Here is a 23,948-nt window from a genome sequence, read left to right on the forward strand (position 1 = left end):
ATAAGAAAATTTTAACTTATACCTAGATGTATACTTTGGAAAATTTGTGCAAATTAAATTTTTAATGTAAAATAATATATAATAAGATTTTATTTAAGAAAGGGTGATTTTTATAGGAAAAGTAAAAAAGATAACAATAGTAGGTGCAGGAAATGGTGGAATTACAGCTGCTGCTGATTTAAAGGAAAAAGGATTTAATGTAGTACTTTATGACTTACCTGAAAAGCAACATAAGTTAGATGCAATTATAAAAAATAATGGAATAATGGTTAATTACAATAATATGAATACTTTTGTTCACAACATTGAATGTTCAACAGACATAAATCAAGCCATAGAAAATTCTCAAGTAATTATGTTTACTTTGCCTGGTTTATTAGTTGAAAAATATGCAGAAATTATCGCACCAGTAGTGAACGAAAATCAACTTATTTTTTTCAATTCAGCTGCTTCCCTATCATCTATAAGATTTATCAATAAATCTAAAGAGTTAGGATTAAATAAAAATTATTTTCTTGCAGAAGCAAATTCATTAACCTATGCCACAAGAGCTGATCATACAATAGCAACAGCAAATATTTCCTTAAAGGTAAAAGAAACTTTAGTTGCAGCTCTACCAAAAGAAATGACCGAAAAGGCTTGCTCAATTATTTCACAATTTTACGACGGAATTATACCAGTAGAAAATATATGGAGAATTACTCTAGAAAACGCCAATCCAGAAGTTCATCCTGGCATGTGCTTATTAAATATAGGTCAACTTGAAAATGATCCAAACTTCTCAGTATATAGAGACGGGTATACAAAAAGCACAATAAACTTGTTGTTAGCTATTGCAAATGAAAGAAGAAATATAGCAAAAGCTTTTGGTTTTAAGCTTGAAGACGTCGTCGAAAGTAGAATTAACAGAGGATATTTCTCTGATCATAGACAGGACTTACATTTAATGTTTAATCACAGTCCAGTATTTTCAAAAATAAATGGTCCTCATTCAATATATTCAAGGTATTTAGTAGAGGATATAGAAGATGGCTTAGTACTATGGTCTGATTTAGGAAAACTTACAAACACACCAACACCAATAATTGATTCAGTTATTAATTTAGGTACTGTTATTGTTGGAATTGATTTTAGAAAGAATGGATTAACCCTTAAAAGCCTAAATTTAGATGATATGACTTTAGAAGATTTAATAAATTATGTATAAAATTTATATATTATAATGTAATTTAGTATTAAAAAATAGCGTTGATAAAATTTTAAATTCTCAACGCTATTTTTATTTATTTTAAAAGTTTTATATTTTCTTACAATTACAATAATTGTTTTGCTGTATCTACAGTTACTATTAAAACCCTGTTCATAAATGGGTATTTTTCGAACATCATATCATAAACTTCACCTGAAGATAAGAACTCTGCTCTACCTTCTATTCTAAATCCAGTACCCTGATATCCATTGTATCCTTCTACTTCTCTAGCTGCTAAAGTAAGTTTAACTTTGTCGTTAACTTTCACATCAGCTTCTGTAGATGTCATTCCAGCAGCTGGAATATAAATCTTATCACCCTCAACTACTAAATATGAGTTCCAAGTACAAGTAACATTTGCTTCTTCACCTGATCCCCAAGATACTATCGATACTGCTCCTTCATGCTTTAATACTTCAAAAAATTTTTCGCTTAACATTTTTAATCCTCCGTTATAATAAGTTATTCATATATAGATATAAGCATTTATCTATAAAAATAAAATACCCCTTTAAAATCTTTTAAAGCTAAAAAAATAAAAACCAACTTATTATAAGTTGGTTTTTATTTTTTTATATATATTTAATTTTTATTCACTATTTATCTTTTTTTAGGTCATTATGAAAATCATAAACTACTTTACCGTCAGTAACTTTTAATAGTATGTTTTTTTCATTATATGGGTTTAACACTACAAAACTGAAATTTTTTAGTCCTACATCAGCCAATTCCTTTGATGATTCTTGAGAACTTTTCAACATATCATTCCAAATATTTTCTAGCTCTTTTTTATTTTCTTTGCCATCTGCTTGATTTCCATCGACTAAATAGTATTTTAACGATTTATCTTCACTCTTATCTTTCACTTTGAAAATTATTGTTCTAGTATTTTCGTCAAATTTACTTGTAGCGTATAATCCATCTCCAAGATTTTCCTCTTTTTTTCCATCAAACATCTTATTGTATTCCTTAAATACTTCTTTTTCAATTAATAATGTAGTTTGATTATTACTTTTATTTTCTACCTTCTCCATTGAATAAGGCTTTCCAGCTTCTTTACTCTTTTGCTCGTACATAGTTTCTTGTCTGTCTGCATAAATGATAAATCCTACCGCTGCAATTAACAATACTGCTACTATACTTAAAAATACTTTTAATCCAGTTTTTTTCTTTTTTACCTTTACTTCCGTTTCCATAATATCCTCCATATTACTCAATTAATTATTTCTTATTAATTATATCATTTTTTTATTAAAATAATAAGATTAAATCAATACTTGTAAGCATTTTCTTAGTATAAAACATTTTTTGTAATCAAATTAATTATTTTAATTAATATTAAATGTTTTTGAATGTTTTTAGATGTTTTTGAGCGAAAAAGACTTGAAACGTTCATTAAATAGTATTATTATAATGAATATGGAGGTGTGAAAATGCTTACAGAAGAAAGAGAAGAATATATTCTTAATGAATTAAGAATGAGTCGCACAGTAAAACTGCATCAGTTAATGCAAAAACTAGATGTTTCAGAATCCACGATTAGACGTGATTTATCACAACTAGAAGAACGTGGACTTTTAACTAGAATTCATGGAGGTGCTAAACTTAACTATCACATCGATAAAGAACCTACCTTCGATGAAAAAAATACCATTAATAATTCCGCAAAATTATCAATTGGTCAAAAAGCCTCTCAAATGGTAAATAAAGGAGACGTAATATATATAGATGCTGGTACAACAACAGCTAAAATTATTCCTTATTTAGAGAATAAGCCAAGTACAGTAGTAACTAATGGCCTATTACAAGCTTATGAATTAAGTCAAAATGGTTATCAAACAATACTTTTAGGGGGAAAGATCAAAAATACCACACAATCTATTGTTGGCATTAGTGCACAAACACAATTAAGTCAATATGTTTTTGATAAAGCTTTTATTGGTATAAACGGAATACATAGTGACTTTGGTTTAACAACTGCTGATGAAGAAGAAGCAGCTATTAAATCACTTGTAATAAATCGTGCTGGCAGAACTTATATAATGACAGATTCTAGTAAATTTAATAAAGTTTCATTTTGTAAAGTATGTAACTTAGACGAAGTTACAATAATTACAAATAAACTGGAAGAATATGTATCAGACGATTTCATTGAATCAACAACTATTTTGGAGGTGAAATAATGATTTATACTATCACTTTTAATCCAGCCATTGACCTAGTGTTTCAAGTTAATCACTTAAATATTGGCCAACTAAATCGAGTAGATAACGAAGATTTTGTAGCTGGAGGTAAAGGTATCAACGTATCTGTCTTATTAAAACGTTTTGATAAAGACAATATTGCAACAGGTTTTATTGGTGGTTTTACTGGTCAATTTATTATATCTCAACTTGAAAAGGAAGGAATAAAGTCAGCTTTCATTGAAGCAGATGGTATCACTAGAGTAAATTGTAAAATACACTCTGATAGTGAAACAGAAATCAATGGAAATGGCCCTATTATATCAGAGGAAAACTTCCAAAAATTCTTAAAATTTTTCAAAAGTGAATTAAAAGAAAATGACTATGTATTTTTATCAGGTAATTCAGCTAAAGGTATGACATCAGATTCATATGGTCAGGTCGCAAAATTATGTCAAGATATGAATGTTAAGTTGATATTAGATTCTAATTTAGACAACCTTACTTCTTGCTTGATTTATAAGCCTTTTATTATAAAACCTAATCATCATGAATTGGGAGAAATTTTTAATATAAAAATCAATACTGTAAAAGAAATTATTTATTATGCAAAAAAATTACAGGAATACGGAGCTAAAAATGTTCTTGTATCAAGGGGATCTCATGGAGCTATACTGGTAAGTCAAGAAGGTAAAGTTTACGAATCAAATGTACCAAGTGGAAATGTAATTAACTCAGTAGGTGCTGGAGATTCAATGCTTGCAGGTTTTATGGCTAAATATATGGAAGAAGAAAATTATAAAGAGAGTCTACTTCAGGGAGCTGCATCTGGTTCAGCTACTGCATTCTCTACCGGAATAGGTCAGATAAAACTAATAGAAGAACTTAAAAAACAGATTACTGTAAAAGAAATTGTATAGGAGGAAAAAATGAAATTATCAGAATTAATTTTGAAAGAAGCAATGGATTTATCATTGCAAACAAGTGAAAAAAATGAAACACTTTATCATTTAGCCAATAATTTTGCAAAAACTGGCTTATTGACAAATGTTGACTCTTATGTAGAAAAATTAAAGGCTCGTGAAGCAGAATTTACAACTGGTGTAGGTGATGAAATTGCTATACCACATGCACAAGATGCCTCAATTAAAAAGCCAGCTATTATTATGGGACGTAGCGATAAAGGAATAGATTGGAATTCATTCGATGGACAACCTGCAAAACTTCTATTTATGATTGCTGCTCCAGAAGGCGGCGGAGAACATTTAAAGGCTCTAGCATCACTTTCAAAGGTATTATTAATACCAGAAGCAAAAGCTGAATTATTAGCAGCAAGTAATGCTGATCAGGTCGTTGATATTTTTGATAAGTATGATGAAAGCGAAGGTTCAAAAATAAATTCAAATAATGAATCTAAAGAAGAAGTTATTGATAAAGAAATTAATAATAGCACTTCTACTCCATCACCTATAATAGCTGAAGATAAGCCTTATATTCTTGCAGTAACTGCTTGCCCTACTGGCATAGCTCATACATTTATGGCTGAAGAAAAGTTAAAACAAGCTGCCAAATTAGCTGGTTATCCAATCAAAGTTGAAACAAATGGGCAATCAGGAGTAGGTAACAGATTAACTAAAACCGATATAGATAAGGCCACAGCTATTATAGTCGCCGCTGATAAACAAGTAGAGATGGCTCGTTTTAATGGAAAACCAGTTATTATAACAAAAGTATCAGATGGTATAAATAAGGCAGATAACTTGGTAGAACGTGCTTCAAAGGCCGATGCTCCTATATATCATGCTGAAAATACAGATGATGATAATTCAGAAGATATTGAAAATGAATCGCTAGGTCGTAAATTCTATAAACACTTGATGAATGGTGTTTCTCATATGTTGCCATTTGTCGTAGCTGGAGGTATTTTAATCGCTATATCATTCTTCTGGGGTATAAATTCTTCAAATCCAGAGGATCCATCATATAATGCAATAGCTCAGACATTGATGGTACTTGGAAAATTATCATTTGCTATGATGTTGCCAATACTAGCAGGATTTATAGGTAAATCAATAGCAGATAGACCCGGTCTAGTAATTGGTTTAATGGGTGGTATTTTTGCAAACCCAGGAATTATCGCAGATTTTGGTGGTGGCGTTGGTATATTTAAGGGTGCTGTTCCTTCAGGATTTTTAGGAGCATTGATCGCTGGTTTCTTAGCTGGTGGTATAGTTTGGTTCTTACGTAAAATCACTAATTGGATGCCAAAATCACTTGACGGTTTAAAACCTATATTTATCTTCCCTGTTCTAGGTGTTTTAATAATGGGTATCTTGATGCTATTTGTTATTAATGGTCCTATGGGTGCTATTATGAGTAGTTTAACTGGTGCTATTTCTTCAATACCAAGGGAATGGACAATAATATTAGGATTTGTAGTAGGTGCTATGATGTCAATAGATATGGGAGGACCTATTAATAAGGCTGCATATGTAACAGGTACTGCTCTAGTAACAGCAGGTGGAGCCGCTGGTTCTAATGTTATGGCTGCCGTTATGGTAGGTGGTATGGTGCCTCCTCTAGCGATAGCAATAGCTGCTACAATAAAGAAAAATTTATGGCCAGCAGAACAACGCAACAGTGCATTAGTCAATTATGTAATGGGTGCTGCATTTATTACAGAAGGTGCAATACCTTTTGCAGCCGCTAACCCTCTAAAAGTAATTCCTTCATTAGCCTTTGGTGCTGGTGTTGCTGGCGCATTAAGTATGTTATTTAAGTGCTACAGCCTTGTACCTCATGGTGGCATATTTGCAGTTGCAGCAGGTGGTGTAACTAATCCATTGATGTTCTTATTAGCATGGTTAATAGGTGGACTTGTAGGAGCTGGATTATTAATTGTTACCCTTTCAAGAAAAAATATTAAATAATTTCCTATAACAAAGTAAATATATATAATAAAAAGGTTGAATATACTTAAGTATACTCAACCTTTTTTAGTTCACTATTTTATATCTATATAATTCTATATTCACAAATTTTTAAAAAAATTCAAAAAATGCTTGACATATATTTTTTATCTGTGATAGTATAATGACAATATATTTTTAAAAAACTATGAAAAGAAAAGTAAATCGTTGGAAGTTCAAAAAGAGAGTTTACGTTTGGTGAAAGTAAACAACGGAATGCGATTGAAAATGGTCTTGGAGTTGGATAGGTGATATGTAATCTATCTCGGGGTTGCCCGTTATAGCAATAGAGTATGATAGTACTCGAAGAGGTAGTCAATGTGAGTTGTCTATAAATTAAGGTGGTAACACGGTATTTCGTCCTTTGGTATGAGGGCGATTTTTTTATGCATAAAAAATATACTATTATCTAAATTAGGAGGTATAAGATGATTGAATTAGGAAATATTACAAGAAGTATAGATGGGCAATTTTATAATGAAGCTGGTGGGATTATAGAATTAGAAAGACTAATATCAAATTTTAATAGACCATTAATTATTACAGGACATAAGTCATTTGAAGCTTTTAAAAAATCATATAAAAGTCACAATAAAAAATTATTAGAATATCCCTTATTAAAGTATGATCACAGCTCTAGTGAAGAAAATATTTTGGAACTTGTTGAAAAGGCAAAAAAATATAATTCTGATATTATAGTGGCCATTGGTGGAGGTAAGCTAATAGATACTGCAAAAGGTGTTGCAGACAGGTTAAACATAGATATTGCTACTATACCTACTGTAATAAGCAATTGTGCAGCTGTAACTCCTCTGGGAGTTGTCTATGATAAAAATAATTGTTTTCTTAGATTTGATTACTTCAAGCGTTCAGGCTTTTTGTGTATAGTAGATTATGAGTTGTTGCTGGATTCTCCTATTGAATACTTTATAGGAGGTATATGTGATACTATCGCTAAATGGTATGAGGCCGAAGCTATCACAAGACAGTATGACATTACTACTCTTCCTGCTTTAGTACAGGTAGGATTAGCTACAGCTAAGGTCTCTAAAGAAATATTATTAAAAGATGCTCAAAAAGCTGTAAATGCACTTAAAAATAAAGAAATTAATGAAGAATTCAAGAGAGTTGTAGATACAGTATTTGCGGTAGCTGGTTATGTTGGATCTCAAGCTGGACAATATGGAAGAATATCAGGAGCACATGCAATACATAACGGATTAACTCAATTTAGTGAAACAAATTCTATCCAACATGGTGTTAAAGTATCCTATGGGGTGTTAGTACAACTTGTATACACAAAAGACTATGATGAAGTGAAAAAACTAATCAAATTTTACAAAGAGAATGGATATATATATTCATGGAATCAACTTGGTATAAAAACTGATTTTGAAGTAGCTGCTAAAAAAGTAGCTGAATATTCTTCCTCTGACAAAGAATCTTTTAAATTAATTGACTCTAATATCAATAGTGAAAAAGTATATCAAGCTATTGTCAAATTAGAAGGTATAGTAGGAAATTTAGAGTTATAAATTTATTGATAAATTATATTATAAAATTTAAAAGAATATTTTATTAGACTAATAAAGGATGTGAATAAATGATTGAATTAATAAATGTAAGCAAAAGTTTTAAACAAAATAAAAATACTATTAGTGCATTAAAAACTACTAATCTAAAGATTAAACAGGGAGAGATTTTTGGTATAATAGGCTATTCAGGTGCAGGAAAAAGCACGCTATTAAGATGTATAAACTTATTAGAAACACCATCTTCAGGTAAAATAATTGTGGATGGACAAACAGTAAACGAATTAAATAAAAAAGAATTAAGAAAATATCGTCAAAAAGTAGGAATTATCTTTCAGCAATTTAATTTGATTAAATCAAAGACAGTTTATGAAAATATTGAATTTAATCTAAAAGCTGGCAATACAAAAAAAGAAGATATTTCAAGACGTGTTGATGAATTACTTGAATTAGTAGGCCTAACAGACAAAAGAAATGAGTATCCAAATCAACTATCTGGTGGACAAAAACAAAGAGTTGGTATAGCGAAAGCATTAGCTAATAATCCAAAAATTCTTCTTTGCGATGAGGCTACAAGTGCATTAGATCCAGTTACTACTAAACAAATACTGAATCTATTAAAGCAAATAAATGATAAATTAGCTATAACAATTATTATTGTAACACACGAAATGGAAGTAATAAAAGAAACTTGCCAAAGAGTTGCTGTGATGGAAAAAGGTCAAATAATTGAACAAAATTCTGTATTTGAGATATTTGCTAACCCAAAAACTAAATTGATGCAGGAATTTGTATATAATACTAGAAAAAACTTTATTCCAAGTAACCTTATTAAGAGCTTTGACGGAGACAAATTAATTGAATTAACATTCAAAGGACACACAGCAAATAAACCAATCGTATATGAATTAGCTAAAAAACATAATGTTGCTGTAAATATCTTCGGAGGTAATATAGAACACTTAGAAGATAAACAGTTGGGTACTCTAATTTTATCACTAGAAGGTAAAGAGCAAAATACAAATGAAATGATAGATTATCTAAATAATAAAGTAGAAGGCGTGGAGGTGAAAAGATATGCTTAATAACTTTATAATCCAATGGAACCGGATATTCCCAGAATTAATAAAAGCATTTAATGATTCTCTAATAATGATAGGAGTCTCAATTATTATTACAGTAATTATTGGATTAACACTAGGAATTTTACTTTTTCTAACTAATAATAGATTATTGTTTAAAAACAGGTTTATATATTCTATTGTAGATTTTATAGTAAACACAATTAGATCAATACCTTTCATAATATTATTGGTATTTTTAATACCTTTTACAATATTCTTAGTAGGTAAATCAACTGGACCAATAGGAGCAATTGTACCTCTTACAGTCGCTGCTATACCTCTTTTCACTAGATTGGTGGATACATCGTTAAATGAAATTGATAAGGGAATAGTAGAATCAAGCGTAGCATCTGGTGCCAGTGTATGGTTAATTGTAAAAGAAGTCCTTATACCAGAATCATTATATGGAATAATACAGTCTATCACACTAACTCTAATAAATTTAATTGCATTTTCTGCAATGGCTGGAGTTGTAGGTGGAGGTGGTATTGGTGATTTAGCTATAAGATATGGATATTACAGATTTGATAATTTCACAATGTCGATAACTGTAATACTCTTAATACTTTTAGTCCAAATAACACAAAAAGTCGGTTCAAGCCTAGCTCAAAAATACAAGAGAGATTAAAAAATACTATTAGAAAAATATTACCGTTAAATAAAAAGGAGAAAAAATATGAAAATAAAAAAGACACTATCAATTGGTTTAGCAACAATCATAACATTAACTACCCTAGTAGGATGCGGTACAAGAAAAACTGATGAAAAAGCATCTACTTCTAATTCAAATCAAAAAATTCAGGAAGTTAAAATTGGAGCAACTTCAGGACCATATTCAGATATGGTAAATAAGGCTATAAAGCCATTATTAGAAAAAAAGGGATATAAAATCAGTATTGTCGAATTTACTGATTATATTAGGCCAAACCATGCGCTTAATGATAAAGAAATCGATGCTAATTTATTCCAACATAAAATTTATATGGATAAATTTGCTAAAGAAAATAATATGGATTTAACTGCATTAGTTCAGGTTCCTACTGCTCCAATGGGATTATACTCTGATAAGATAAAAGACATAAATAAAATACAAGACAAAGCCGAAGTTACATTGCCTAACGATCCATCAAACGCTGCTCGTGCATATATATTATTGTCAGAAGCAGGACTAATAAAATTAAAAAAAGATATTGATCCTCTAAAAGCTAGTCAAAAAGATATTATTGAAAATCCTAAACACTTACAATTTACAGAGTTAGAAGCTGCACAATTGGCTAGGTCATTAAGTAGTTCTACAATATCAGCTGTACCTGGTAATTTCGCCCTAGCTGCAAATTTTGATTTGACTACAGCTTTAAAATTAGAAAAAATGACTGATAACAACAGAAATAATATTGTCGTTAAAAGTGAAAACAAAGATTCAAAATTATCAAAAGATCTAATTTCAATAGTTAAGTCAAAAGAATTTGATGAGATTATAAACACAGATTTTAAAGGCTTCGATAAACCATTATACTAAATATAAAAAGAGTTGGTTCTAATGAACCAACTCTTTTTTAGACCTATACAAGTTCGATAATTGCCATTTCAGCAGTATCTCCTCTTCTTGGTCCTTTCTTTAATATTCTAGTGTATCCACCATTTCTTTCAGCATACTTTGGTGCGATTGTTTCGAATAATTCTGTAACAACAGTTTCATCTAATATATAAGCAAGAGCTTGTCTTCTAGCATGAAGGTCACCTCTTTTACCAAGAGTGATCATCTTTTCAGCCATTCTTCTTGTTTCTTTAGCTCTAGTAACTGTAGTTTCTATTCTTCCTTCTCTTAGTAAACTAGTCACAAGATTTCTTAACATTAAGTTTCTATGTGCTGTTTCACGTCCTAATTTACGGTAAGTTGCCATCAATTTCCCTCCTTTTCTTGAATGAGATCTTAGTCTTCGCTAGGTCTTAATCTTAGCTCTAGTTCATTCAACTTGTGAATTACTTCTTCTAGAGATTTCTTACCTAAGTTTCTAACCTTCATCATATCGTCTTCAGACTTATTAGATAATTCTTCAACTGTATTGATTCCAGCTCTCTTTAGGCAGTTATATGATCTAACTGACAAATCTAATTCTTCTATTGTCATTTCAAGAACTTTTTCTTTCTTGTCTTCTTCTTTTTCAACCATTATTTCAACATTGCTTACACTATCAGATAAGTCGATGAATAATCTTAGATGTTCATCTAGTACTTTAGCTGCAAGTGAAATACCTTCCTGTGGATTGATGCTACCATTAGTCCATACTTCAAGAGTCAATTTATCATAATCTGATCTTTGACCTACTCTTGTATTTTCTACATGGTAACTAACCTTTTCTACAGGTGTGTATATTGAATCTATAGGTAGTAAACCTATTGGAGTGTTATCAGTCTTGTTATCTTCGGCTGATGTATATCCTCTACCTTTACTTACATGTATTTCCATGTTTAGCTTTGAATGTTCATCCAATGTCGCTATATGTAAATCTTTACTTACTATTTCGACTTCAGGTGGGCATATAATATCAGATCCCTTGACTTCACAAGGACCTACTGCCTGTATTCTTAACACTTTAGGCTCTTCATCATCGATTGTTGCTGATAATTCCTTCAATGCAAGTATAATTTCAGTAACATCTTCCTTAACCCCTGGTACTGTTGAGAATTCATGAAGTACACCATCAATTCTCATTGCGTGAACTGCTACACCTGGTAAAGAAGAAAGTAATATTCTTCTAAGAGCATTACCTACTGTTATACCAAAACCTCTCTCTAAAGGTTCAACAACAAATTTACCATATCTATAATCTTCACTTAATTCGACAATATCAACTTTTGGTTTTTCTATTTCTATCATGGATAAACCCTCCTAACAAATATTGGCCCACTGAGGGTGAAAACACCTCAAATACTACACTCTTCTTCTCTTTGGTGGTCTACAACCATTATGTGGTATTGGAGTGACATCCTTTATCATAGTAACTTCAAGACCTGTAGCCTGTAAAGCTCTTATTGCAGCTTCTCTACCTGAACCTGGTCCCTTTACAAATACCTCAACAGTCTTTAGACCATGTTCCATTGCTGCCTTTGCTGCAGTTTCTGCTGCCATCTGAGAAGCAAATGGAGTAGCCTTTCTAGACCCTTTAAAGCCTAACTGTCCTGAAGATGCCCAAGAAATTGCGTTTCCATGAACATCTGTTAATGTTACTATTGTATTATTGAATGTAGACTGTATATGAGCATGTCCACGTTCTATATTCTTACGTTCTCTTCTTCTAACACGTTGAACTACTTTCTTATTGCCTTTAGCCATTTAAATTTCCCTCCTTCTACTGTATTCTAATACTATTTCTTCTTACGAGATACAGTTTTTCTAGGACCTTTTCTAGTTCTAGCGTTAGTCTTAGTTTTCTGTCCTCTTAGAGGTAAGCCCTTAGCATGTCTCATACCTCTGTAGCACTTTATATCTCTTAATCTCTTTATATTTAAAGATATTTCTCTTCTTAAGTCACCTTCAACAAGATGGTCTTCGTCTATTATCTTTCTTAGTTCGTTAACCTGGTCTTCAGAAAGATCTTTAATTCTAGCATCTGGACTGATTCCAGCTTTAGCTAATATTTCATTTGCAGTAGCTCTACCTATACCATAGATATATGTTAAGCCTATTTCAGCTCTTTTTTCATTAGGTAAGTCTACACCAGCTATTCTTGCCATATTCGCACCTCCTACGTATACTTGTATATCAAATATCTATATACTGTAATTGCTTATTAACCCTGTCTTTGCTTATGCTTAGGATTTTCGCATATTACCATTACTTTACCTTTTCTTTTTATAACCTTGCACTTTTCGCACATTGGTTTAACAGATGGTCTAACCTTCATTGTTTATCCCTCCTCAGACTAAAAAATAGTCTACTTCTTACGCCAAGTGATTCTTCCTCTTTCCAAATCATAAGGTGAAATTTCTATATTGACCTTATCACCTTCGATAATTCTTATATAGTTCATCCTTAGCTTTCCAGAAATATGACATAAAACCTCATGTCCATTTTCTAATTTCACTTTAAACATTGCATTAGGCAGTGTTTCAGACACAATGCCTTCTAATTCTATTACATCTTTTTTGGCCATTAACTAACCAAACCTCCATTTCAAAGTCAAGTATCTACTTTAACTTATACAGCCTTGCTCTAAGAAAAGAATCCGTTGGTTTCTCTCCTTTTTGCAATAATGTTCTAACTTCTTCATCAACAAAGTTAAATACATTTAAATGTTTAATTTTCTTCAATTTTGGTTTATCTAACTTCCTGTGTTTCCCGTCAGAAATCAAAACATAATCCTTGTCAACTATAGAAACTATAAAGAACAAATCACCTTGATCTCTTCCACAGGAAGCTTCGACTAATTGACCAACATTTAAATTACTTGATAGCATATTACACTCTCCTATCTGGTTTGTGAAGCTATCTATATGCTCTTTAAACTTGCTATAAAAGCTTACGATGTTACTTTATAAGCAACCTAGTTGTCTTCAAACAGTTATTTCCTATCCTTTTGCAACCGGATTATATTTAAGAGCTAAATAGGTTTTAACTAAGCTAATGCAGCTTTTATATCTTCAAAAACCTTATTTATATCCTGATCACCATCTATATTAGCTATTACACCCTTTTTAGTATAATAATCAACTAGAGGTTTTGTTTCAGATAAATAAACATTTATTCTGTGAGAAACTGTTTCTTCGTTGTCGTCTGGTCTTTGAGTAAGATTGTGACCACAAACGTCGCAAACATCCTCAACTTTACTTGGGTTAAACTTTACATGGAATGTTGCTCCACAGTTTTTACATATTCTTCTTCCACAAGCTCTCTCAACCAATAAATTTGAATCAACTTCTATATTTATTACTTTATCAAGCCCTATATTATTTTCAGTCAAATATCTATCTAGGTATTCAGCCTGAAAAGTATTTCTTGGGAAGCCATCTAGCATAAAACCATTCTTACAATCATCCTCAGATAATCTAGATGCTACAAGTCCACAAGTAAGTTCGTCTGGAACTAACTTACCTTCATTCATATATTCTTGTGCCTTCTTACCTAATTCTGTTCCTTCTTTAATGTTCTTTCTAAAGATATCTCCTGTTGAAATATGAGGTACATTATACTCTTCAACTATATTAGCTGCTTGTGTACCCTTACCAGCACCAGGAGGTCCAAGTAATATTATTCTCATATTTATCATCTCCAAACTATTTTAGGAAACCTTGGTAATTTCTCATTACAAGATTTGATTCCAATTGTCTCTTAAGTTCAAGCGCAACACCAACTACTATTAGAAGTGACGTACCTCCAAGATTCATTGGTATATGCATATAATGTGTAATAAGTGCTGGTATCATTGCCATAATACCCAAAAATGCCGCACCTACTATTGTTAATTTTGATAATATACCATTTAAATATTTCTCTGTTGGATTACCAGGTCTAATTCCTGGAATAAAACCACCACTGTTTTTCATATTCTTTGATATATCTTCAGTATTGAAAGAAATTGTATTGTAGAAATATGAGAAAAGTATTATTAATACTATTTCTATAGATCTATAAGTCCAAAATCCTTGATCTGTCTGTAGATTAAAGAATGTATTAACAGCTTTTTGCATTGATGGCCCACCCAATAATGCTATTGTCTGTGGTAAGGCTAGTATTGAACTAGCAAATATTATTGGCATAACACCTGACTGATTTACCTTCATAGGTATGTGTGAGCTGTCCCCGCCATATAATTTTCTACCAACAACACGCTTAGCATATTGTACAGGTATTTTTCTAACAGATTCAGTAATAAATGTAACACCTGTAATAGTTAATAATATCACCACTACTAAAGATGCAATTGCAGGCCACTGTAATGCTCCAGTATTTGCCTTTTGAGCTATTTGTATAATATCTATCGGTGTTCTCGATACGATACCGATAAATATAAGTACTGACGCTCCATTACCTAAACCTTTTTCAGTGATTCTATCACCTAACCACATAACCATCATACTTGCAGCTACCAAAGTGATTATTACAGTCGTAATAAAAAATGGGCTGTTTACTTTTAATGCGCTTCTTACCACTCCAAGAGTAATACCTATAGCTTGAACTATAGCCAATAATAAAGCAGTTCCTCTTGTATACTTATCTAATTTCTTCTTACCTTCTTCACCAGATTTTTGTAACTCTTTAAGAGATTCAAAACCTGCTGTCAAAAGCTGAATGATAATAGAAGCCGTGATATATGGCCCAATTCCTAGTGCAAATATAGTAAAGTTTGAAAAAGCCCCTCCTGAGAACATATTATATAGTCCCAATAGAGAGTTGTTCTTCACCATATTTTGTATTATTGATGTATTAATACCTGGAACCGGTATTGTAGTACCCATTCTGAATACTACTATTATCATTAATGTAAATAATATTTTTTTTCTAATATCTCTTATTTTAGCTGCTTGCTTTATATTGTTTAGCAAATTAATCACCCCTCTTTTTTAAAGTGATTAAACTTCTTCTACAGTTCCGCCTGCATTTTCAATTTTTTCTTTTGCTGATGCTGTAAATTTAGCAGCCTTTACAGTTAAAGCTTTATCTAAGTTACCATTTCCTAAGATTTTTATACCGTCTTTTTCAATCTTAGATATTGTCTTAGATTCCTTTAACATTTCTGCTGTTATTACTGTTCCAGCTTCAAATTTATTTAAAGTTTCAACATTAACTTCTGTGTACATTTTCTTGAATATGTTTGTGAAACCTCTCTTAGGTAATCTTCTTGCTAGTGGCATCTGTCCACCTTCGAATCCTACTCTAACTCCACCGCCAGATCTTGACCACTGACCTTTCTGTCCACGACCAGATGTCTTACCTTGACCAGTAGCTGTACCTCTACCTAATCTTCTTTTAGCTCTTACAGCTCCCTTAGCAGGTTTTAACTCATGTAACTTCATTCTGTCGCACCTCCTTCTTTTAAAAATCTTATTATTCTGCTATCTCAGTTACTTCTACAAGATGACTTACTTTTGAAATCATTCCTCTTATCTGAGCGTTATCTTCCTTAACTACTACTGATTCTCTCTTCTTTAATCCAAGAGCTTCAATGTTCTTTCTCTGATTAGGATTAGTTCCTATAACGCTTCTAACTAACTTTATTTGTATCTTAGCCATTGTGAACCTCCTATATATTATCCAAGTAGATCTTCTACTTTTTTACCTCTTAACTTAGCGATAGATTCTGCTGTCTTAAGGTTTCTTAATCCTTCCATAGTAGCATTTACCATGTTTCTTGGGTTATTTGAACCTGTTGACTTAGCTCTAACGTCCATTACTCCAGCTAATTCAAGTACGGCTCTGACAGGTCCACCTGCAAGAACTCCTGTACCTTCTTTAGCAGGCATTATTAATATCTTACCAGCTCCAAAATGTCCCTGTACTGCGTGAGGGATTGTAGTGTCTACTCTTGGAACTACTATAAGATTTTTCTTTGCATCTTCTACTGCTTTTTTGATAGCATCTGGAACTTCCATTGCTTTTCCTGATCCTATACCTACGTGTCCATTGGCATCTCCAACTACTACTAATGCTGCAAATCTGAAGTTTCTACCACCCTTTACAACCTTAGTAACACGTCTAACTTCTATAACTCTTTCTTCTAAATCGAATTGAGTTGCATCTATAGGTTTACTATGTAGCATATTTTTCCTCCTTGTTTAAATTAGAACTTAAGACCAGCTTCTCTTGCACCTTCTGCTAGTTCTAATATTCTTCCATGATATATATATCCGCCTCTATCGAATACAACTTCTGTTATACCCTTTTCAGCAGCTTTCTTAGCTACTAATTCTCCAACTTTTCTAGCAGCTTCTTTGTTTCCAGTGTATGATACAGCACTTTTTACAGCTTCGTCTAATGATGAGGCTGATGCTAAAGTTACTCTGTTTGTATCATCTATAATCTGAGCATATATATTTTTTGAACTTCTGAATACACAAAGTCTAGGTCTTTCAGCTGTTCCACTTATTTTTCTTCTTACTCTTTTATGTCTAGCAAGTCTATTTACGTTTTTATCAACTTTCTTGAACAAAGTAATCACTCCTTTCTGTTAATTATTACTTCTTACCAGTTTTACCTTCCTTACGAACGATAACTTCATCAACATACTTGATTCCCTTACCCTTGTATGGTTCTGGCTTTCTCCATGCTCTAATTTTTGAAGCATAGTTTCCAACTAATTGTTTGTCTATTCCCTTTACAATTATTTCAAATTGATTAGGAACTTCTGTAGTGATACCTTCTGGATCTTCCATTTCTACTGGATGAGAGAAACCTAAGTTCATTACTAGCTTGTTACCCTGCTTAGCAGCTCTGTAACCTACACCCTTAATTTCCATCTTCTTTTCGAAACCTTCAGAAACACCTACTACCATGTTGTTAAGAAGAGTTCTAGTTAAACCGTGAAGACTCTTATGTTTCTTATTTTCAGTTGGTCTTTCAACTACTATAGTATTTTCTTCCTTCTTTATAAGCATTTCATTACTTAATTTGCTTGTTAAAGTTCCTTTAGGCCCTTTTACTGTGATTTCATTACCATCAGCAATTTTTACTTCTACTCCTGCTGGAACTGTGATTGGCTTTATACCTATTCTTGACATTATTACACCTCCTTACATTAAGAAATCTTACCAAACGTAGCAGATTACTTCTCCACCTACATTATTTTGTCTTGCCTGCTTGTCTGTTAATATACCATTTGAAGTTGATATCATAGCGATACCTAATCCGTTTAATACTTTTGGTACATCAGCAGCTGCTGCATATATTCTCATTCCTGGCTTTGAGATTCTCTTAATTCCAGAGATTACTCTTTCACCTTCTTGTCCATATTTAAGCTGTACTCTTATTATTCCTTGTTTTCCATCTTCTATTACATCATAACCTCTGATGAACCCTTCCTCAAGAAGTATTCTGGCTATTTCTTTCTTTATGTTAGAAGCAGGAACATCAACAGTGTCATGCTTTACTGTGTTCGCATTTCTTATTCTAGTAAGCATATCTGCGATTGGATCTGTCATTGTCATAATAAAACCCTCCTTCCGATTTATCTATATCTTACCAACTTGATTTTCTTACACCTGGTATTTCACCCTTGTATGCTAGCTCTCTAAAACAAATACGGCAGATACCGAACTTGCTAAGAACTCCATGTGGTCTACCACAAACTGTACATCTTGTGTATTCTCTAGTTTTATATTTTTGCTTTTTCTGTTGCTTAACAACCATCGCTTTTCTAGCCACGTAAATTCCTCCTATTCCTACTTAGAAAACGGCATTCCTAATAATTTTATTAGTTCACGAGCTTCTTCATCTGTCTTAGCGCTTGTTACGAAGACGATGTCCATACCTCTTACCTTTTCTACTTTATCATATACTATTTCTGGGAATATTAACTGTTCTTTAATTCCTAGTGTGTAGTTTCCTCTTCCATCAAATGCATTAGGGTTTACACCTCTAAAGTCTCTAACTCTTGGTAGAGATACTGATACTAACTTATCTAAGAAGTAATACATTTTGTCACCTCTTAAAGTAACCTTAGCACCGATTGGCATACCTTCTCTTAACTTGAAGTTGGCAACTGACTTTCTTGCTCTAGTAGTAACTGGTTTCTGTCCTGATATTATTTCTAATTCTTCTATAGCCTTTTCTAAAGCCTTAGCATTATCCTTAGAATCTCCAGCACCCATATTGATTACTATCTTATCAAGTTTTGGTATTTCCATTATATTCTTATATCCAAATTTCTCCATCATTGCTGGAGCAATTTCCTTCTTATATCTTTCTTCTAATCTAGAAGCCATTGTGTTCCCTCCTTTCGTATCTTTTTGCTTATAATTCTTTTCCGCTCTTTGCAGATACTCTTACTTTCTTTCCATCTTTAATTTCATATCTAACTCTTACACCCTTTTCAGATTCAGCATCAAATGGCATTACATTTGATATATGAATAGGTGCTTCCTTAGTTGTTATTCCACCTTGTGGGTTTGTAGCAGATGGCTTATTGTGCTTAGTTACAACATTGATTCCTTCAACTAGAACCTTGTCATTCTTAACATCAACGTTAAGTACTAAACCTTTTTTACCTTTATCTTTACCAGATATTACTACTACAGTATCGCCTTTCTTTACACGCATCATTGATCTATTGCACCTCCTCTAATTATAGTACTTCTGGAGCTAGAGATACTATCTTCATGAAGTCGTTGTCTCTTAACTCTCTCGCAACAGGTCCAAATATACGAGTACCTACTGGTGTTTTATCATCCTTTATTATAACTGCAGCATTTTCATCAAATGAAATGTAGCTACCATCATTACGTCTCATACCCTGCTTGCTTCTAACTACAACAGCTTTTACTACTTTACCTTTTTTTACAACTCCGCCTGGTGTTGCGCTTTTTACTGTTGCAACTATTACGTCACCTACATTGGCGTACTTTCTCTTACTTCCGCCTAGAACACGTATGCATAATATTTCTCTAGCACCTGAATTATCAGCTACTTTTAAACGTGATTCCTGCTGTATCATCGCAATTCCTCCTTCTCTGTGAACTATTTTACCTTTTCAATTATTTCAACGATTCTAAATCTCTTATCTTTTGATAAAGGTCTAGTTTCCATTATTCTTACTCTATCTCCAATGTTACACATGTTCATTTCATCATGAGCTTTGTACTTCTTAGTTCTTTTTACACGTTTGTTGTATAATGGATGCTTTACGAAATCTTCGCACGCAACTACTACAGTCTTGTCCATTTTATCACTTACAACACGGCCAACTCTAACTTTTCTTCTATTTCTTTCTTCCATGTTTTATAAGCCTCCTTTTCCAATATTAAGCTCTAGCTTCGTTTAACTTTCTTTCAGTAAGAACAGTCTTAACCTTTGCTATGTCTCTTCTTACAGTTTTAATTCTAGCTGTATTCTGTAACTGACCAGTAGCTAATTGGAATCTTAAGCTAAATAACTCACTTTTGAATTCGTCTAATTTTGTTAGTAGTTCTTCAGTTGATAAATTTCTTAATTCTTTAGCTTTCATCCTATTCACCTACCTTCTCTAAATCTTCTTTCTTAACAAATTTACACTTAATTGGTAATTTGTGTGCAGCAAGTCTCATTGCTTCTCTTGCCTTTGCTTCTGGAACACCAGCTAGTTCAAACATCACTCTACCTGGTTTTACTATTGCTACCCAATATTCTGGAGAACCCTTACCAGCACCCATACGAGTTTCTGCAGGCTTTCTTGTTATTGGCTTATGTGGGAAGATTTTAATCCAAACCTGACCACCTCTTTTTATATATCTAGTCATAGCTATTCTGGCAGCTTCTATCTGGTTAGCTGTAATCCATGATGGTTCTAGTGCAACTAGTCCATATTCTCCATATGTTACTTTGTTACCTTTATTGGCCTTACCAGCTAAGCTTCCTCTATGTACTCTACGACGCTTTACTCTCTTTGGCATTAACATGAGTTATTTCCTCCTTCCGAACTATTTAGTCCCTACTTTGCTTCTTTTTTAGGAGCTCTAGGTCCTCTATTGTTACCTTTTCTATCGTTATTTCTGTTTCCTCTTCTGTCGTTTCTCTTATTGTCTCTTCTGTCGTTTCTTCTTTCGGCTCTCTTTTCTTCTCTTTCAGTAGAAATATTTCTGCCTGGAAGAATTTCACCGTTACAGATCCAAACCTTGATACCTATTTTTCCGTAAGTAGTGTTAGCTTCTGCAAATCCGTAATCTATGTCAGATCTTAAAGTATGTAGTGGCACATTTCCTTCACTATATCCTTCAGTTCTAGCCATTTCAGCTCCACCTAATCTACCAGATGCGCTAACCTTGATTCCCTTAGCTCCTGATTTCATAGTTCTACCAACTGACTGCTTCATCGCTCTTCTAAATGCAATTCTTCTTTCGATTGCCTGAGCTATGTTTTCAGCAACTAGCTGAGCATCTCTGTCTATGTTTCTAACTTCAATTATATTGATTATAACTGTCTTGTTAGTCATTTTTTCTAAAGTCTTCTTAAGAGCTTCTATTCCAGCTCCTCCCTTACCTATTACAACTCCTGGCTTTGCAACATGTAAGTCCATTTTTATCTTATTAGCTGATCTTTCTATTTCAGTCTTTGCTAAACCAGCTGAGTATAGTTCTTTCTTTAAATACTTTCTAAGTACATTGTCTTCTTTTAAGAACTCGCCAAACTCTTTACTATTACTAGCGAACCATCTTGAGTCCCAATCTTTAATTACACCAACTCTAAAGCCGTGTGGATTTACCTTCTGACCCATTTGTGTCCCTCCTTCTTATTAATTTTCTCTTTCTTTGACAACAACCTCGATATGAGATGTTCTCTTTCTGATAGCTGTTGCTCTACCCTGTGCTCTAGGCATGAATCTCTTCATTGTAGGTCCCTGGTTTGCAACTATATGTGATATGTATAATTTATCTGCGTCCATTTCGTGGTTATTTTCAGCATTTGCAGCAGCTGACTTTACAACCTTAGCAACTATTTCAGATGCGTATCTAGGTGTAAACTTTAATATTGCTAATGCTTCTTTAACGTCTTTTCCTCTAACTAAGTCGCATATCTGTCCAGCTTTTCTAGATGATACACGAACGTATTTAGCTGTAGCCTTTGCTTCCATTGATAATCCTCCTTTCACCTTCAATTAGTTATTTTCTCTTTGAAGATTTTTCGTCATCCTTGTGTCCCTTAAAAGTTCTTGTAGGAACGAATTCTCCTAATTTATGTCCAACCATATCTTCTGTGATATATACTGGTATATGTCTTCTTCCGTCATGAACAGCTATTGTGTGTTCCACAAACTGAGGGAAAATTGTAGAAGTTCTTGACCAAGTCTTGATTACTTCTTTCTTTCCACTTTCGTTCATTGCTTCAACCTTTTTCAATAATCCTGCATGGACAAAAGGTCCTTTTTTTGTTGATCTTGACATTAATGATCCTCCTTCCTGAGTAAATTAAATCTATTACTTAGTTCTTCTAGATACTATCTGCTTATTAGAAGCTTTGTTTTTCTTTCTAGTCTTGTATCCAAGAGCTGGTTTACCCCATGGAGTAACTGGTGATGGTCTACCTATAGGAGCTCTACCTTCACCACCACCGTGTGGATGGTCATTAGGGTTCATTACAGAACCTCTAACTGTAGGTCTTATACCCATATGTCTCTTTCTACCAGCTTTACCGATTACTACGTTTCCGTATTCGATATTTCCAACTTGTCCAACTGTTGCTTTACAGTTGATGTTTACATATCTCATCTCACCTGATGGTAATCTAAGAAGTGCTTTTCCATTTTCCTTTGCCATTAACTGTGCAGATGCTCCAGCAGTTCTAACCAACTGTCCACCCTTACCAGCCTTTAGCTCTATGTTATGTACTAGTGTACCTACTGGCATATCCTGTAGTTCTAAGCAGTTACCTGGCTTGATGTCTGCTCCCTTACCTGATAATACTGTAGTACCTACTTTTAGTCCGTTTGGTGCTAATATATATCTCTTTTCACCATCTGCATAGTGTAAAAGTGCTATATTTGCAGTTCTGTTTGGATCGTATTCGATAGTTGCTACCTTTGCAGGTATTCCATCTTTATTTCTCTTGAAATCTATTAATCTATATTTTCTCTTGTTTCCGCCACCTTTATGACGTACAGTTATCTTACCGTGAACATTTCTACCAGCATTCTTCTTTAGGCTTACAAGAAGTGATTTTTCTGGCTGGTTGCATGTTATTTCGTCAGATCTTAAAACTGTCATCTGTCTTAAGGCAGGAGAAGTTGGTTTAAACTTTTTAATAGCCATTATTTATTCCTCCTTAATTTGAATTACATTCCTGCGAAGAATTCTATATCCTTACTATCAGCAGTAAGCTTAACAACAGCTTTCTTGAAGCTTGCAGTCTTTCCTGATGTTCTTCCCATTCTCTTTACTTTTCCGTCATAGTTTAATGTATTAACCATTTCAACCTTAACTTCAAAGATCTTTTCTATTGCTTTCTTTATTTCAGTTTTGTTAGCATCTTTTGCAACAACAAAAGTGTATTTCTTGTTACCCATTTCAGCCATTGACTGTTCAGTAACGATTGGTTTTACGATTATATCGTGTGGATTTGTCATTACGCGTACACCTCCTCCACTTTCTTAACAGCGTCTTTAGTTATTATAAATGAATCGCAGTTTAGTATGTCATAAACATTTAGTGTGCTTACGTGACAAACATTAGCACCTTCTATGTTTCTTACTGATTTTACTACGTTTACATCGTTGTCAGCTGTAACTACTAGAGTCTTCTTAGCTGCATTTACATTCTTGAATAAATTTGTTATTTCCTTAGTCTTTGGTGCATCTATTGCTAGTGCATCTAAAACTATCATTTCGTTATCCTGTACCTTTGAAGTTAAAGCAGACTTCATTGCAAGTCTTCTAACTTTCTTTGGTAGTGAATAAGAGTAATCTCTTGGCTTTGGTGCGAATGCAACTCCACCGCCTACCCACTGTACAGATCTGATTGAACCTTGTCTTGCTCTACCAGTACCCTTTTGTCTCCATGGCTTTCTACCACCACCTCTAACTTCTGCTCTTGTCTTAGCAGACTGAGTACCTTGTCTCTTATTAGCTAACTGACACTTTACAGCTTCGTAAAGTACATGTTCGTTAACTTCTATATTAAAAATTGAATCGTTTAATTCTATTTCACCAACATTCTGGCCTGATACGTTTAATACATTAATCTTTGGCATTGTTAATCCTCCTTTCCTC

General features: G+C 33.0%; 38 protein-coding genes and 1 other annotated feature. Of the genes, 8 read left to right on the plus strand and 30 right to left on the minus strand.

The genetic code is table 11. The annotated features are described in order from the left end of the window. The first annotated feature begins 103 nt into the window (after positions 1-103). Entirely contained in the window at positions 104-1,207 is a 1,104-nt protein-coding gene (locus O0R46_RS09430; RefSeq protein WP_269311488.1) for an NAD/NADP-dependent octopine/nopaline dehydrogenase family protein, read from the plus strand. A gap of 106 nt (positions 1,208-1,313) precedes the next feature. Here the strand turns inward: O0R46_RS09430 and O0R46_RS09435 are convergent, their stop codons facing one another. Further along, positions 1,314-1,688 (minus strand): pyridoxamine 5'-phosphate oxidase family protein, encoded by a 375-nt coding sequence (locus O0R46_RS09435; protein ID WP_269311489.1) that lies wholly within the window; start codon positions 1,686-1,688, stop codon positions 1,314-1,316. Between the two features lie 157 nt (positions 1,689-1,845). Next, positions 1,846-2,445 carry a hypothetical protein gene (locus tag O0R46_RS09440; RefSeq protein ID WP_269311490.1) on the minus strand — a complete coding sequence of 200 codons (600 nt, stop codon included), beginning with the start codon at positions 2,443-2,445 and terminating at the stop codon, positions 1,846-1,848. Positions 2,446-2,682: 237 nt separating this feature from the next. Between O0R46_RS09440 and O0R46_RS09445 the strand changes: the two genes are divergently transcribed. The 7 genes from O0R46_RS09445 (at position 2,683) to O0R46_RS09475 (ending at position 10,576) form a co-directional block, all read left to right on the plus strand. Then, a complete protein-coding gene (locus O0R46_RS09445; RefSeq protein ID WP_269311491.1) occupies positions 2,683-3,432 on the plus strand; it encodes a DeoR/GlpR family DNA-binding transcription regulator in 750 nt (249 codons plus the stop codon). Next, positions 3,432-4,352 carry a 1-phosphofructokinase gene (gene pfkB / locus O0R46_RS09450; protein WP_269311492.1) on the plus strand — a complete coding sequence of 307 codons (921 nt, stop codon included), beginning with the start codon at positions 3,432-3,434 and terminating at the stop codon, positions 4,350-4,352. The genes O0R46_RS09445 and pfkB overlap by 1 nt, the downstream gene beginning before the upstream one ends. Positions 4,353-4,361: 9 nt before the next feature. After that, positions 4,362-6,362 carry a PTS fructose transporter subunit IIABC gene (locus O0R46_RS09455; protein ID WP_269311493.1) on the plus strand — a complete coding sequence of 667 codons (2,001 nt, stop codon included), beginning with the start codon at positions 4,362-4,364 and terminating at the stop codon, positions 6,360-6,362. Positions 6,363-6,540: 178 nt separating this feature from the next. After that, positions 6,541-6,769, plus strand: a binding site (T-box leader). A 60-nt stretch (positions 6,770-6,829) separates the two neighbouring features. Then, on the plus strand, positions 6,830-7,936 hold the full coding sequence (locus O0R46_RS09460; protein ID WP_269311494.1) for an iron-containing alcohol dehydrogenase family protein: 1,107 nt from the start codon (positions 6,830-6,832) through the stop codon (positions 7,934-7,936). 68 nt (positions 7,937-8,004) lie between these two features. Further along, complete coding sequence (locus tag O0R46_RS09465) at positions 8,005-9,018, plus strand: methionine ABC transporter ATP-binding protein (protein WP_269311495.1); 1,014 nt, start codon at positions 8,005-8,007, stop codon at positions 9,016-9,018. Beyond that, positions 9,011-9,685 (plus strand): methionine ABC transporter permease, encoded by a 675-nt coding sequence (locus O0R46_RS09470; protein ID WP_269311496.1) that lies wholly within the window; start codon positions 9,011-9,013, stop codon positions 9,683-9,685. The genes O0R46_RS09465 and O0R46_RS09470 overlap by 8 nt, the downstream gene beginning before the upstream one ends. Positions 9,686-9,733: 48 nt before the next feature. Next, positions 9,734-10,576, plus strand: a complete 843-nt coding sequence (locus O0R46_RS09475) for a MetQ/NlpA family ABC transporter substrate-binding protein (RefSeq protein WP_269311497.1) — start codon at positions 9,734-9,736, stop codon at positions 10,574-10,576. Positions 10,577-10,619: 43 nt separating this feature from the next. On the opposite strand, the gene rplQ is transcribed toward O0R46_RS09475, so the two are convergent. From rplQ to rplD, 28 genes are all read right to left on the minus strand, one after another. Then, positions 10,620-10,961 (minus strand): 50S ribosomal protein L17, encoded by a 342-nt coding sequence (gene rplQ, locus O0R46_RS09480; protein WP_269311498.1) that lies wholly within the window; start codon positions 10,959-10,961, stop codon positions 10,620-10,622. 29 nt (positions 10,962-10,990) lie between these two features. After that, a complete protein-coding gene (locus O0R46_RS09485) occupies positions 10,991-11,938 on the minus strand; it encodes a DNA-directed RNA polymerase subunit alpha (protein ID WP_269311499.1) in 948 nt (315 codons plus the stop codon). A 54-nt stretch (positions 11,939-11,992) separates the two neighbouring features. Further along, a complete protein-coding gene (rpsK, locus tag O0R46_RS09490) occupies positions 11,993-12,394 on the minus strand; it encodes a 30S ribosomal protein S11 (protein ID WP_002844204.1) in 402 nt (133 codons plus the stop codon). A gap of 32 nt (positions 12,395-12,426) precedes the next feature. Next, complete coding sequence (gene rpsM / locus O0R46_RS09495) at positions 12,427-12,795, minus strand: 30S ribosomal protein S13 (RefSeq protein WP_269311500.1); 369 nt, start codon at positions 12,793-12,795, stop codon at positions 12,427-12,429. Between the two features lie 56 nt (positions 12,796-12,851). Further along, a complete protein-coding gene (gene rpmJ, locus O0R46_RS09500) occupies positions 12,852-12,965 on the minus strand; it encodes a 50S ribosomal protein L36 (RefSeq protein WP_008982609.1) in 114 nt (37 codons plus the stop codon). 30 nt (positions 12,966-12,995) lie between these two features. Beyond that, positions 12,996-13,214: a translation initiation factor IF-1 gene (gene infA / locus O0R46_RS09505; protein ID WP_269311501.1), complete on the minus strand. Its 219-nt coding sequence runs from the start codon at positions 13,212-13,214 to the stop codon at positions 12,996-12,998. A gap of 34 nt (positions 13,215-13,248) precedes the next feature. Next, positions 13,249-13,518, minus strand: a complete 270-nt coding sequence (locus O0R46_RS09510) for a KOW domain-containing RNA-binding protein (RefSeq protein ID WP_269311502.1) — start codon at positions 13,516-13,518, stop codon at positions 13,249-13,251. A gap of 158 nt (positions 13,519-13,676) precedes the next feature. Further along, positions 13,677-14,318 carry an adenylate kinase gene (locus O0R46_RS09515; RefSeq protein WP_269311503.1) on the minus strand — a complete coding sequence of 214 codons (642 nt, stop codon included), beginning with the start codon at positions 14,316-14,318 and terminating at the stop codon, positions 13,677-13,679. 16 nt (positions 14,319-14,334) lie between these two features. Continuing rightward, on the minus strand, positions 14,335-15,603 hold the full coding sequence (secY, locus tag O0R46_RS09520; protein WP_269311504.1) for a preprotein translocase subunit SecY: 1,269 nt from the start codon (positions 15,601-15,603) through the stop codon (positions 14,335-14,337). Between the two features lie 27 nt (positions 15,604-15,630). Beyond that, on the minus strand, positions 15,631-16,074 hold the full coding sequence (rplO, locus tag O0R46_RS09525) for a 50S ribosomal protein L15 (protein ID WP_269311505.1): 444 nt from the start codon (positions 16,072-16,074) through the stop codon (positions 15,631-15,633). 31 nt (positions 16,075-16,105) lie between these two features. Beyond that, a complete protein-coding gene (gene rpmD / locus O0R46_RS09530; RefSeq protein ID WP_269311506.1) occupies positions 16,106-16,291 on the minus strand; it encodes a 50S ribosomal protein L30 in 186 nt (61 codons plus the stop codon). Positions 16,292-16,308: 17 nt separating this feature from the next. Further along, complete coding sequence (gene rpsE / locus O0R46_RS09535) at positions 16,309-16,818, minus strand: 30S ribosomal protein S5 (RefSeq protein WP_269311507.1); 510 nt, start codon at positions 16,816-16,818, stop codon at positions 16,309-16,311. 20 nt (positions 16,819-16,838) lie between these two features. Next, positions 16,839-17,207, minus strand: a complete 369-nt coding sequence (rplR, locus tag O0R46_RS09540) for a 50S ribosomal protein L18 (protein ID WP_269311508.1) — start codon at positions 17,205-17,207, stop codon at positions 16,839-16,841. Between the two features lie 25 nt (positions 17,208-17,232). Then, on the minus strand, positions 17,233-17,775 hold the full coding sequence (gene rplF, locus O0R46_RS09545; protein WP_269311509.1) for a 50S ribosomal protein L6: 543 nt from the start codon (positions 17,773-17,775) through the stop codon (positions 17,233-17,235). A 27-nt stretch (positions 17,776-17,802) separates the two neighbouring features. Then, on the minus strand, positions 17,803-18,201 hold the full coding sequence (gene rpsH / locus O0R46_RS09550) for a 30S ribosomal protein S8 (RefSeq protein WP_269311510.1): 399 nt from the start codon (positions 18,199-18,201) through the stop codon (positions 17,803-17,805). Between the two features lie 31 nt (positions 18,202-18,232). After that, entirely contained in the window at positions 18,233-18,418 is a 186-nt protein-coding gene (locus O0R46_RS09555) for a type Z 30S ribosomal protein S14 (protein WP_269311511.1), read from the minus strand. Positions 18,419-18,435: 17 nt separating this feature from the next. Beyond that, on the minus strand, positions 18,436-18,978 hold the full coding sequence (rplE, locus tag O0R46_RS09560) for a 50S ribosomal protein L5 (RefSeq protein WP_269311512.1): 543 nt from the start codon (positions 18,976-18,978) through the stop codon (positions 18,436-18,438). Between the two features lie 28 nt (positions 18,979-19,006). Further along, complete coding sequence (gene rplX / locus O0R46_RS09565) at positions 19,007-19,312, minus strand: 50S ribosomal protein L24 (protein WP_269312561.1); 306 nt, start codon at positions 19,310-19,312, stop codon at positions 19,007-19,009. Positions 19,313-19,337: 25 nt separating this feature from the next. Beyond that, on the minus strand, positions 19,338-19,706 hold the full coding sequence (gene rplN, locus O0R46_RS09570; RefSeq protein WP_269311513.1) for a 50S ribosomal protein L14: 369 nt from the start codon (positions 19,704-19,706) through the stop codon (positions 19,338-19,340). Positions 19,707-19,729: 23 nt separating this feature from the next. After that, positions 19,730-19,987 carry a 30S ribosomal protein S17 gene (rpsQ, locus tag O0R46_RS09575; protein WP_269311514.1) on the minus strand — a complete coding sequence of 86 codons (258 nt, stop codon included), beginning with the start codon at positions 19,985-19,987 and terminating at the stop codon, positions 19,730-19,732. A 25-nt stretch (positions 19,988-20,012) separates the two neighbouring features. Further along, a complete protein-coding gene (rpmC, locus tag O0R46_RS09580) occupies positions 20,013-20,216 on the minus strand; it encodes a 50S ribosomal protein L29 (protein ID WP_269311515.1) in 204 nt (67 codons plus the stop codon). 1 nt (position 20,217) lies between these two features. Beyond that, complete coding sequence (gene rplP / locus O0R46_RS09585) at positions 20,218-20,646, minus strand: 50S ribosomal protein L16 (protein WP_269311516.1); 429 nt, start codon at positions 20,644-20,646, stop codon at positions 20,218-20,220. Between the two features lie 32 nt (positions 20,647-20,678). Continuing rightward, complete coding sequence (rpsC, locus tag O0R46_RS09590; RefSeq protein WP_269311517.1) at positions 20,679-21,461, minus strand: 30S ribosomal protein S3; 783 nt, start codon at positions 21,459-21,461, stop codon at positions 20,679-20,681. Positions 21,462-21,479: 18 nt separating this feature from the next. Further along, complete coding sequence (rplV, locus tag O0R46_RS09595) at positions 21,480-21,818, minus strand: 50S ribosomal protein L22 (protein WP_269311518.1); 339 nt, start codon at positions 21,816-21,818, stop codon at positions 21,480-21,482. Between the two features lie 28 nt (positions 21,819-21,846). Beyond that, positions 21,847-22,128, minus strand: coding sequence for a 30S ribosomal protein S19 (rpsS, locus tag O0R46_RS09600; RefSeq protein ID WP_269311519.1), 282 nt, complete (start codon positions 22,126-22,128; stop codon positions 21,847-21,849). A gap of 33 nt (positions 22,129-22,161) precedes the next feature. Continuing rightward, a complete protein-coding gene (rplB, locus tag O0R46_RS09605) occupies positions 22,162-22,992 on the minus strand; it encodes a 50S ribosomal protein L2 (protein ID WP_269311520.1) in 831 nt (276 codons plus the stop codon). Positions 22,993-23,015: 23 nt separating this feature from the next. Then, positions 23,016-23,306, minus strand: coding sequence for a 50S ribosomal protein L23 (gene rplW / locus O0R46_RS09610; RefSeq protein WP_269311521.1), 291 nt, complete (start codon positions 23,304-23,306; stop codon positions 23,016-23,018). After that, positions 23,306-23,929: a 50S ribosomal protein L4 gene (gene rplD / locus O0R46_RS09615; protein ID WP_269311522.1), complete on the minus strand. Its 624-nt coding sequence runs from the start codon at positions 23,927-23,929 to the stop codon at positions 23,306-23,308. Before rplD ends, rplW begins: the two co-directional genes overlap by 1 nt. Positions 23,930-23,948 lie beyond the last annotated feature (19 nt).

Origin of the sequence: Peptostreptococcus equinus, from assembly GCF_027125355.1 — a bacterium.
Classification (GTDB): Bacteria; Bacillota; Clostridia; order Peptostreptococcales; family Peptostreptococcaceae; genus Peptostreptococcus; species Peptostreptococcus equinus.